A 10,858-nucleotide genomic window follows, 5' to 3' on the forward strand; every position below is an offset into this window, starting at 1 on the left:
ACGCTCGACGACTGGGTGGGCTCATCGGTGCTGGCTGTCCGCGCACGCCACTATAAACTGCTGTCGTTCCCGAAAGCCGGATGTCAGGTCGGGCTGACGTCGCTATTGCTGCTCGCAGGCGCCGGATCGGTTCACGACGCCACCGCCTTGAACGAGACCCGCACCCTCGCTTTCCATCACACGCACTCAGGCGAAGACGTCACCGTCACCTTCAAGCGCGATGGCCGCTATGACGAAGACGCGCTGAAGAAGCTCAATCAGTTCCTGCGCGACTGGCGCACCCAGGAACAGACCACGATGGATCGTCGGCTCTTCGACATCCTCTGGGAAGTCTATCGCGACGTTGACGGCAAGCAGCCGATCAACGTCATCTCCTCCTACCGCTCTCCCGCAACTAACGCCATGCTCCGCCGCCGCTCCTCCGGGGTGGCGCGCTTCAGCCAGCACATGCTGGGGCATGCGATGGATTTCTACATTCCCGGCGTGCCGCTCGAGCAGATCCGCTATGCCGGCCTGCGCCTACAGCGTGGCGGTGTCGGTTTCTATCCGACCTCCGGCTCGCCTTTTGTTCACCTCGACACCGGGTCGATTCGTCACTGGCCGCGCATGACGCATGACCAGTTGGCGAGGGTGTTCCCGGACGGCCGCACCGTCCACGTCCCCGCGGACGGCAACCCGTTGAGAGGGTATGAACTCGCCCGTGCCGACATCGAGCGGCGCGGCAATGGCGATAGCTCGTCGTCCGGCGGCAGCAACATCGGCGGCTTCCTGACTGCGCTGTTCAAGGGTAAGCCGGCTGCCGGCGCTGAAGAGGATGATGAGGGCGCTGCGCCGGCTGCCGCCGAGAAGCCCGCGCCCGCGGTTGTCCTGGCCTCCGCCAGATCTGCCGATTCGAAGTCAGCCGATCCCGTGCCGATACCGCGCGCAAAACCGCAGTTTGCCTCGACCATCCAGCTCGCCGCGGCTGACGCTCAGATCATTCCGGCGGCAAAGCCCAAGCAGGCGGCGCCGGCCGCCGCAGAAAAATCCGAGCCGAAGCCGGAGACGCCTGCCGACATCATCAATGCCCGTGGCTTCTGGGGCGATGAGCTACCTGCACCGAAACAGGCAACGGCTGCGCAGATCGCCGCGCTGAAGGCACGTGAGGCGGTCGGCGCCGCCGATCCGCAGGCCACGGCCAGCGTGACCGAGAACTTCAACAAGGCCCTCGCCTATGCGCCGGCGAACTCGCCGATCGAGCGCGGCAATATCGTCGCCGCCTCCGCGCCGGTGCCGCGCAGCGTCCGTCCGACCCGCAATGCCGCGGCGGCTGCGACCGAGATCAACACCGTGGTCGCCAAAGGCGCGCAAGGTCAGGGCAGCGTGATCGCGACCTCGACCCGCATCTCCGCCGCAAGAGGCAACGATCTCTGGATGCGCGTGGTGATGCTGGCGCCGAGCGCGAGCAACGCCATGCTGACCACCGTGCTCGGCGATACCGACATGACCTTGATGCGCGCCCATTTCGTCAAGCCGCAAGCCGCGATCAACATGACCTTCTCGAATGATCCGATGATGGGCATGAGCTGCGACAGCTTCACCGGCTCCGCTACCGCAACGCTGCCGACGACCTCTTTCGTCGTTCGCACCGCCGCGCTGCGCTGATCTTGCCTCCACAAATTCGATGTCATCCCCGCGAAGGCGGCGATCCGCCGCGGCGCGAACTCACACCGCTACGCTGCTTGACGACTGAAGCAGCAATCCCCGCAGTCATTGCGAGCGAAGCGAAGCAATCCATGCCTCCATTTGTGGAGACATGGATTGCTTCGTCGCGTTGCTCCTCGCAATGACGGCGTCGTCCCGGGTCGCGCTTCGCTTGCCCGGGATGATGGGTGAAGGTGTACGCGGGTAACGCCTCAGATCATCCCCAACGCTTGCATGTAGGTCTCGATGATCGTCTCCTGCTCCTGACGCTCGTTGGGATCCTGCTTGCGCAGGCGCACGATGGTGCGCAGGGCCTTGACGTCGTATCCGTTGCCCTTGCTCTCGGCATAGACGTCGCGGATGTCGTCCGAGATCGCCTTCTTCTCTTCTTCCAGCCGCTCGATGCGTTCGATGATGGCCTTGAGCTGATCCTTTGCGAATCGGGTCGCGGGTTCTTCTTTGACGGCGGCAGAAGTGGCCATCGTGTACTCCTGAATGGAACTGATGTGGAGGCGTCCTGAGCGGTATGCGCTCCTACGCATCGCGTGTCGGAAATGACCCTCAAGTTTGGGACGCCTCCCGTCAAGGAAACGTCGCGCTCATCCACAGCGCGCCCACAGGAGATGCGGGAGAAGCCGCAATTACCTGTCATTCCGGGGCGTCCGAAGGACGAACCCGGAATCTCGAGATTCCGGGTTCAATGCTGCGCATTGCCCCGGAATGACGGCGTGCACACGAGTCAATGCCCGGGATGCGCCTTCTTCATCGCGGTCAGTTGCTCCGGCGTCGCCGCGCCCTGATATTTCGCCTTCCACTCCTCATAGGGCATGCCGTAGACCGCCTCGCGGCTCTCATCCTTGCTGATCGCGACGCCCTTGGCGTCGGCCTCCTCCTTCATCCAGTTGGAGAGGCAGTTGCGGCAGAATCCGGCAAGGTTCATCAGGTCGATATTCTGGACGTCGGTGCGATTCTGCAGATGCTGCACCAGGCGCCGGAAAACGGCGGCTTCCAGCTCGGTTCTGGTCTTGTCGTCAATCGTCATGGCTGTCATCCCGCTGTCTGCATGACCCGCAAAACTGGGTACCGGTTTTCCGATAGATCATGCTCGAATAGATCACTCTCAGCATATTGATATCAGGTGGGATTCGTCACAGATTTTGCCACATCGCTGCGCAAAACAGCATGAAATCGGGTGGGATCGGCGGTTTTCGATGGCAGAAGTCCGCCTGCCTTCCGTTGACAGGTGTCGCCGGGCCACGCGAAATCGTCAATGATTCGGTGTAGCTTCGCCCCATGATCGTACTGGACTCCCTTCCCTTCCCCTCTCGCCTGCTTGCCGGTCTTCTGCCCGCGCTGGCGCTTGTGGTGGCGTGCCTATGGACCAGCCCGGCCGCCGCGGATTTCCGGCTCTGCAACAATACCGCCAGCCGGGTCGGCATCGCGCTAGGCTACAAGGACGCCGAGGGCTGGACCACCGAAGGCTGGTGGAACATTTCCTCGCGCTCCTGCGAGACCCTGCTGCGGGGCAACCTGGTCGCACGCTATTACTACATCTACGCCCTCGATTATGACCGTGGGGGGGAATGGTCGGGCCAGGCCTTCATGTGCTCGCGCGACAAGGAATTCACCATTCGCGGCACCGAGAACTGCCTGGCGCGCGGCTATGACCGCACCGGCTTCTTCGAGGTCGACACCGGGGAGCAACGGGCGTGGACCGTACAACTGACGGAAGCCAACGAGCAGCCGGCACAAAAGGTGCCGGGAATGCCGGGAGGGGTCGCACCGGGAACACCCGCGGTGCCGGGCCTGCCCAATCCACCGGGCGGAACGCCTCCGGGCGCGTCTGGTTTGCCACCAGCCGCACCACCCGGAAGCAAGCAATGAGAAGACTGCGTCGGATCAAGATCCTCGCGACCTTGGGTCCCGCCTCCTCCGACAGTGCGATGATCCGCAAGCTGTTCGAGGCCGGCGCCGATCTCTTTCGCATCAACATGAGCCACACCCCGCACGACAAGATGCGGGACCTGGTCAAGACCATCCGCAATGTCGAGTCCAGCTACGGCCGGCCGATCGGCATCCTGGTCGACCTGCAGGGCCCCAAGCTCCGGCTCGGCGCCTTTGCCGAAGGCGCGGTGCACCTCAACAACGGCCAGAGCTTCGTGCTCGATTCCGACAAGACGCCGGGTGACAATACCCGCGTCAACCTCCCGCATCCGGAGATCCTGGCGGCGCTGCGGCCGGGCCATGCGCTGCTGCTTGACGACGGCAAGGTGCGGCTGATTGCGGAAGAAACCTCGCCCGACCGCGCCGTGACGCGCGTGGTGATCGGCGGCAAGATGTCGGACCGCAAGGGCGTCAGCCTGCCCGATACCGACCTGCCGGTGTCGGCGATGACGCCGAAGGACCGCGCCGATCTCGAGGCCGCGCTGACCACGGGCATCGACTGGATCGCGCTGTCCTTCGTGCAGCGCGCCGAGGATGTCCACGAGGCCAAGAAGATGATTCGCGGCCGCGCCGCGGTGATGGCCAAGATCGAGAAGCCGCAGGCGATCGACCGGCTGGCCGACATCATCGATGCGTCCGATGCGCTGATGGTCGCGCGCGGCGACCTCGGTGTCGAGCTGCCGCTGGAACGCGTGCCGAGCCTGCAGAAGCAGATGACGCGGATGGCGCGCCGCGCCGGCAAGCCGGTGGTGGTCGCAACCCAGATGCTGGAATCGATGATCCAGGCGCCGGTGCCGACCCGCGCCGAGGTCTCCGACGTTGCCACCGCCGTCTATGAAGGCGCGGATGCGATCATGCTCTCGGCGGAGTCCGCCGCCGGCAAATATCCGGTGGAAGCGGTCACCACCATGAACCGCATCGGCGAGGAAGTGGAGCGCGACCCGATCTATCGCGGCGTGCTCAATGCGCAGCGCGCCGAGCCGGAGCAGACGGTCGGCGACGCGATCGCCGACGCCGCGCGCCAGATCGCCGAGACGCTCGACCTCTCGGCAATCATCTGCTGGACCTCGTCCGGCTCGACCGCGATCCGCGTCGCGCGCGAACGGCCGAAAGTGCCGGTCGTTGCGATCACGCCGAACCTGGCGACAGGCCGCAAACTCTCGGTCGTGTGGGGCGTACACTGCGTCGTCGCCGAGGACGCGCGCGACCAGGACGACATGGTCGACCGCGCCAACTCCATCGCATTCCGCGATGGCTTTGCCCGCGCCGGCCAGCGTGTGATCATCGTCGCCGGCGTCCCGCTCGGCATTCCCGGCACCACCAACATGGTCCGCATCGCCTCCGTCGCCCCGCAGAGCGACACGGAGAAGTAAATTGCTCAGTCGTTCCGGGGCGCGCGAAGCGCGAGCTATGATGTGCAATTGCACATCAGAGAATCCATCGGTCCGCAGGCGTAGGAGGAGAAATGGATTCCGGGCTCGTCCTTCGGACGCCCGGAATGACGAGGAGAGCGGTGGCCGGACGACGCCTAAGCCCCTACCAGCGCCTTCGCTGGCGTGGTGGCCTGCACGACGAGCCCGCGCGCGCGGGCGTCCATGACGCCGACGGCGCGCAGGGCGAGCAGCGTCACGGTCTGCACGGCATCGCGCAGCTTGGCGGGATCGTCGAGATTGTCTGGCGCGAGCGGCCCGACCAGCGACTCATGCAACGCGCCGAGCAGCGCGGTGGCGGCGAGTGCGGTGTCTTGCGCCGGCAGGTGGCCGGCGCGCACCGCGGCATCGATCCGGGCGGCAAGCTCGCCCGCGATCTCGCGGCGGCTGGCCAGCCGCGAGGCGGTGACGTCGACATCGACCGGCTCCGCCAGGATGCCCCAGGCGAGCTTGCGCTGCGACAGCACGTGAACGGCCACCGTGGTGACCGCAGCCGCCAGCGCCGAGGACGGCCCGGGCGCGGCATCGGCCGCCCGGCGGATCGCGGCGAGTTCGTCGCGTGAGACCTCGGCAATCAATTCGGAGATCAGGTCGGCCTTGGACGGGAAATAGCGGTAGACGGTCCCCGCCGCGACGTGCGCGCGGACCGCAACCGGGGCGATCTGCACCGCGGCCATGCCGCCATCCGCCGCCGCCTCCCGCGCCGCCGCCAGAATAGCGCTGCGCCGGGCGGCCAGCCGTTTCACCACTTGATGGGTTCGCCGATAGACCATGGCGGTTCCGTCCCCAGGCCCTCGCCGGCTTGCGATCAGCCGAACGAGACTTCACTGTTTTGGGCGATCGAGCGCAGATCGCTGCAAAAGATGAACACCTATTCAGGTCGTCTGGCAAGACGGATTTGCGACGGCTGGAATGCGCAAAAGGAAGGGGTCCCGGTTCAGCGAATTAGAGCGTTTTCGAGCGAAGTGGACAGCGGTTCGCGTGAAGAAAACTCGTCAAACAACAATCTGGCCCCGGGAGCCCTTGGTTACTCCCAGCTTAACGCGCCGCCGTTTTGGTATTCGATGACCCGGGTCTCGAAGAAATTCTTCTCTTTCTTCAGGTCCATCGCCTCCGACATCCAGGGAAACGGATTGTCGGCTTCATCGAACACCGGCGCGAGCCCAAGCTGGGCGCAACGACGATTGGCGATGAAATGCATGTAGGTTTCGCAAAGCGCCGCGTTCAGTCCGAGAAAGCCGCGCGGCATGGTGTCCCGCCCATAGGCGGCCTCCAACTCGGCCGCGGTCCGCACCATCTCGCGAATCTCCTCCTGGAACGCTTTCGTCCAAAGATGCGGATTCTCGATTCGGATCTGGTTGATGACGTCGATGCCGAAGTTCAGGTGGATGGATTCATCGCGCAGGATGTACTGATACTGTTCGGCAATTCCGACCATCTTGTTGCGGCGGCCGAGCGAGAGGATCTGCGCGAAGCCGGTATAGAACCACATGCCTTCGAAGATGACATAGAAGGCGACGAGGTCGCGCAGGAACGCCTGGTCGGTCTCCGGCGTCCCGGTCCTGAAATCGGGATCGTCGAGATGTTGGGTGTGCTTCAGCGCCCACGCCGCCTTGTCGGTGATCGAAGGCACCTCGCGGTACATGTTGAACAGCTCGCCCTCATCAAGGCCGAGGCTCTCGACGATGTACTGGAAGGTGTGGGTGTGCACGGCCTCCTCGAACGCCTGGCGCAACAGATATTGGCGACATTCCGGATTGGTCAAATGACGATAGATCGCGAGCACGATGTTGTTGGCGACGAGGCTTTCGGAAGCCGCGAAGAAACCGAGATTGCGCTTGATCGCACGGCGCTCGTCCTCGGTCAGGCCGTCGCGCGATTTCCATAACGCGATGTCGGCCTGCATCGACACCTCCGTGGGCATCCAATGATTGTTGCAGGCGGCGAGATATTTCTCCCAGGCCCATTTGTATTTCAGCGGCAGCAATTGATTGACGTCGGCGCGGCAATTGATCATCCGCTTGTCGTCGACCGAGACACGGCCACCGTGGCGATCGATCGTGCCGAGGCCGGTCTGGTTGGTGGCCGAGGCAAGGTTCATGACGGGGACGGCCGCGTGGCGCGCGGGCGTGGCGGGCTCTGACCAGTCGAGCATGACGTTACTCCTTATTCCGCTGCTCACTGGCAGGCTTCGCATTCGGGATTGTCGATCGAGCACGCGATGGCGCCGGACAGATCCGGTGCGGTAGATATCGCGGGAGCCACCGTGACGGCGTTGAGCTTGCCGTCCGTGCCCTTCAGCGTCGACTTCTCGACATGGGTGGCGCTGCGCGATCGCAGGTAATAGGTCGTCTTCAGGCCGCGCCGCCAGGCGAGGCGATACAGCGTGTCGAGCTTCTTGCCGGAGGGGTTGGCGATATAGAGGTTGAGCGACTGCGACTGGTCGATCCATTTCTGCCGCCGCGCGGCCGCCTCGATCAGCCAGACGCTGTCGATCTCGAAGGCGGTTGCATAGAGCGCCTTGAGATCATCGGGGATACGGTCGATCGCGCCCAAGCTGCCATCGAAATATTTGAGGTCGCTGACCATCACCTCGTCCCACAGGCCGCGCGCCTTCAGGTCGCGGACCAGAAAGGCGTTCACGACGGTGAAGTCGCCGGACATGTTGGATTTGACATAGAGGTTCTGATAGCCGGGCTCGATCGACTGCGCCACGCCGCAGATGTTGGAGATGGTGGCCGTCGGCGCGATCGCCATCACGTTGGAATTGCGCATGCCGACCGCCTTGACGCGCTCGCGCAGGCCGTCCCAGTCCAGCGTGCGCGCGCGGTCCATCGCGACTTCGCCGCGCGCTTCCGCGAGCAGTTCGATCGAATCGATCGGCAGGATGCCCTGGCTCCACAACGATCCCTCGAACGACGGGTAGCGTCCGCGCTCGGCGGCGAGATCGACGGAGGCCGAGATCGCGTGATAGGAGATCGCCTCCATGCTTGTATCAGCGAAGGCGACGGCGGCCTCGGAAGCAAGCGGGATCCGCAGCATATGCAACGCATCCTGGAATCCCATCAGGCCGAGGCCGACCGGCCGATGCCGCAGGTTGGAGCGCCGCGCCTCGGGAATGGTGTAGAAGTTGATATCGACGACATTGTCGAGCATCCGCATCGCGGTCGCGATCGTTCGTTGCAGCCTGACCGAGTCGAGCCCGCGCTCGCCGACGTGGTTGAGCAGGTTGATCGAGCCGAGATTGCAGACCGCAGTCTCTTCATCCGAGGTGTTGAGTGTGATCTCGGTGCAGAGATTGGAGGAATGGATCACGCCGACGTGGCGCTGCGGCGAACGCAGGTTGCAGGGATCCTTGAAGGTGATCCAGGGATGCCCGGTTTCGAACAGCATGGTCAGCATCTTGCGCCAGAGATCGACCGCGCGGATCTTCTTGGATACTCGGATCTCGCCGCGCGCGGCCTTGTCTTCGTAGGAGGCGTAGCGTTCGGCAAAGGCCTTGCCGTAGAGATCATGCAGATCGGCCGTCTCGTCCGGCGAGAACAGCGTCCATTCGCCGTCGGCCTCGACGCGCTGCATGAACAGATCGGGCACCCAGTTCGCGGTGTTCATGTCATGGGTGCGGCGGCGGTCGTCGCCGGTGTTCTTGCGCAGGTCCAGGAACTCCTCGACGTCGATGTGCCAGGTCTCGAGATAGGCGCAGACCGCGCCCTTGCGTTTTCCGCCCTGGTTGACGGCGATCGCGGTGTCGTTGGCCACCTTGAGAAATGGCACCACGCCCTGGCTCTCGCCATTGGTGCCCTTGATATGCGCGCCAAGTCCCCGCACCCGCGTCCAGTCATTGCCGAGCCCGCCGGAATATTTGGCGAGCAGCGCGTTATCCTTGATCGATTTGAAGATGCCGTCGAGATCATCGGGAACGGTGGTGAGAAAGCAGGACGACAATTGCGGCCGCAGCGTGCCGGAATTGAACAGCGTCGGCGTCGACGCCATGAAGTCGAACGACGACAGCAGATTATAGAACTCGATCGCCCGCGCCTCGCGGTCGATCTCGCGCAATGCCAGCCCCATGGCGACACGCATGAAGAAGGCTTGCGGCAGTTCGATCCGGTTGCCGCGGGCATGCAGGAAATAGCGATCATAGAGCGTCTGCAAACCTAAGAACTGGAACGCGAGATCGCGCTCCGGCTTCAGCGCTGAGGCGAGCTTGCTCAGATCGAAGCGGCCAAGCTCGGGATCGAGCAATTCGGCGCGGATGCCGGTCTTGATGTAGGCCGGAAAATATTCGCCATAGCGCACCGCCATGTCCGCCTGCGACGCAGTGGTTGGCACGCCCTGCACGAACGACAGCACTTCGGTGCGGAGCTTATCGAGCAACAGGCGCGCGCTGACATAGGCGTAGTTCGGCTCCTGCTCGACCAGCGTGCGCGCCGCCATCACGGCGGCGAGCGCCAGTTCGTCCTGGCTGATGCCGTCATAGAGATTGCGCTCGATTTCCGCGACCACAGGCGCGGCATCGACACCGTCGAGGCCGGCGCAGGCTTCGCCCACGATCATCGCCAGCCGCGCATGGTCGAGCGGCACCTTGCTGCCGTCCGCGAGCGTTACATGGATGATCGGCCCGCTCGGTGCCTCCGCCGATTTCGCCGCCTGCTGCTCGGCGCGCTGCCGCGTGCGCTCCTCGCGATAGAGCACATAGGCGCGTGCCACCTTGTGATGGCCGCTGCGCATCAGCGCCAGCTCGACCTGGTCCTGGATGTCCTCGATGTGAAAGGTGCGGCCCTCGCTCATCCGGCGCGACAGCGCGCCGACCATCTCGGCCGTCAACGCCTCGACCGTTTCGTGAACACGCCGCGACGCGGCCGCCGCATGGCCCTCGACCGCAAGGAAGGCCTTGGTCATCGCCACCGAGATCTTGCCGGCGTCGAATTGCGAGACCGTGCCGTTGCGGCGGATCACCTGCATCGGCAGCCGCGCTTCCGCCGCAGCGGGTGATTCGGGCCGCAGGTGAATGAGAGGCGCGACTGCTGCTTCGCGATCGAGAGAGAGTGACATCTTGCAGACCCCGTGATGTTTGTTGGGGCCGGATGCCGGAAGCGACGCTGCGTGATGATGCCGGCGGCGGACCGGCATGAGCCTGCAAGCGGCCGCCGGGACACCCCGCCCGTGGACGTTATTTTGCTGTCACGGCAGGTCTCCTGGCTCGCAGGTCGCTGTTGCTCCCCGTCTTCCCAATGCGATGCCGCATCAGTGACGTTTCAAGTCGGGAACAACTCACTGCTTACAGTTGCGGGGGCAGCGCCGGATTCTCGCGACTGATGCGCGATCACCTGCTTCCCTCTTAGCCACCATTCCTTGCGTCATGATGGACCGTGACAGCTACATCTGGTGCGATTTGGAGAATGGTGTCAATGGGACGTGCGGGTCGCGCGAAGAAATTTCGCGTCCATACCGCTGACGCTGTGAACAACCGGCTCCACGCGCAAGTAATGTCATCCGAGTTGACGTTCGCGCGAACTTGCCGGTAAGTGAGCACGTCGTGGTTCTTCGGAGAGATCTTTTCCGGAGCTAAGAGGGAAGCCGGTGTAAAGCCGGAGCTGCCCCCGCAACTGTAAGCGGCGAGCCGCGGTCCACAACTGCCACTGAAGCCTGTAAGGCTTCGGGAAGGCCGGACCGCAGCAACGACCCGCGAGCCAGGAGACCTGCCTCGACAACATACACGTCCTCGGGCGGGGTGTCCCGGTGGTGCGGCTGCGATTCCGTGCACACCTCGTGCGGGGAATTCCGACGTGTCACTCCGG

Annotated in this window: 8 protein-coding genes and 2 riboswitches; of the genes, 3 read left to right on the forward strand and 5 right to left on the reverse strand. The window is 64.1% G+C overall.

Annotated elements, in window-relative coordinates; genetic code table 11:
- The first annotated feature begins 27 nt into the window (after window positions 1-27).
- Window positions 28-1,644 carry a DUF882 domain-containing protein gene (locus I6F35_RS26775; RefSeq protein ID WP_225120653.1) on the forward strand — a complete coding sequence of 539 codons (1,617 nt, stop codon included), beginning with the start codon at window positions 28-30 and terminating at the stop codon, window positions 1,642-1,644.
- 251 nt (window positions 1,645-1,895) lie between these two features.
- On the opposite strand, the gene I6F35_RS26780 is transcribed toward I6F35_RS26775, so the two are convergent.
- Window positions 1,896-2,165 carry a DUF2312 domain-containing protein gene (locus tag I6F35_RS26780; RefSeq protein WP_028163653.1) on the reverse strand — a complete coding sequence of 90 codons (270 nt, stop codon included), beginning with the start codon at window positions 2,163-2,165 and terminating at the stop codon, window positions 1,896-1,898.
- Window positions 2,166-2,422: 257 nt separating this feature from the next.
- Window positions 2,423-2,725, reverse strand: a complete 303-nt coding sequence (locus I6F35_RS26785; protein WP_225120654.1) for a DUF1244 domain-containing protein — start codon at window positions 2,723-2,725, stop codon at window positions 2,423-2,425.
- A gap of 251 nt (window positions 2,726-2,976) precedes the next feature.
- On the opposite strand from I6F35_RS26785, the gene I6F35_RS26790 reads away from it, so the two are divergent.
- Together I6F35_RS26790 and pyk are read left to right on the forward strand one after the other, a co-directional pair.
- Window positions 2,977-3,567 (forward strand): DUF1036 domain-containing protein, encoded by a 591-nt coding sequence (locus I6F35_RS26790; protein ID WP_225120655.1) that lies wholly within the window; start codon window positions 2,977-2,979, stop codon window positions 3,565-3,567.
- Complete coding sequence (pyk, locus tag I6F35_RS26795; protein WP_225120656.1) at window positions 3,564-5,000, forward strand: pyruvate kinase; 1,437 nt, start codon at window positions 3,564-3,566, stop codon at window positions 4,998-5,000. The genes I6F35_RS26790 and pyk overlap by 4 nt, the downstream gene beginning before the upstream one ends.
- A 155-nt stretch (window positions 5,001-5,155) precedes the next feature.
- On the opposite strand, the gene I6F35_RS26800 is transcribed toward pyk, so the two are convergent.
- The 3 genes from I6F35_RS26800 to I6F35_RS26810 all read right to left on the reverse strand — a co-directional run bounded on the left by I6F35_RS26800 (window position 5,156) and on the right by I6F35_RS26810 (window position 10,112).
- Window positions 5,156-5,830, reverse strand: a complete 675-nt coding sequence (locus I6F35_RS26800; RefSeq protein ID WP_225120657.1) for a TetR/AcrR family transcriptional regulator — start codon at window positions 5,828-5,830, stop codon at window positions 5,156-5,158.
- A gap of 254 nt (window positions 5,831-6,084) precedes the next feature.
- A complete protein-coding gene (locus I6F35_RS26805; RefSeq protein ID WP_346283196.1) occupies window positions 6,085-7,158 on the reverse strand; it encodes a ribonucleotide-diphosphate reductase subunit beta in 1,074 nt (357 codons plus the stop codon).
- A 77-nt stretch (window positions 7,159-7,235) separates the two neighbouring features.
- Window positions 7,236-10,112, reverse strand: a complete 2,877-nt coding sequence (locus I6F35_RS26810) for a ribonucleoside-diphosphate reductase subunit alpha (RefSeq protein ID WP_225120659.1) — start codon at window positions 10,110-10,112, stop codon at window positions 7,236-7,238.
- Window positions 10,113-10,227: 115 nt separating this feature from the next.
- Window positions 10,228-10,447, reverse strand: a riboswitch (cobalamin riboswitch).
- Between the two features lie 133 nt (window positions 10,448-10,580).
- A riboswitch (cobalamin riboswitch) is annotated at window positions 10,581-10,782 on the forward strand.
- Window positions 10,783-10,858: the final 76 nt, after the last annotated feature.

Origin of the sequence: Bradyrhizobium sp. BRP22 (assembly GCF_020194175.1) — a bacterium.
Taxonomy (GTDB): Bacteria; Pseudomonadota; Alphaproteobacteria; order Rhizobiales; family Xanthobacteraceae; genus Bradyrhizobium.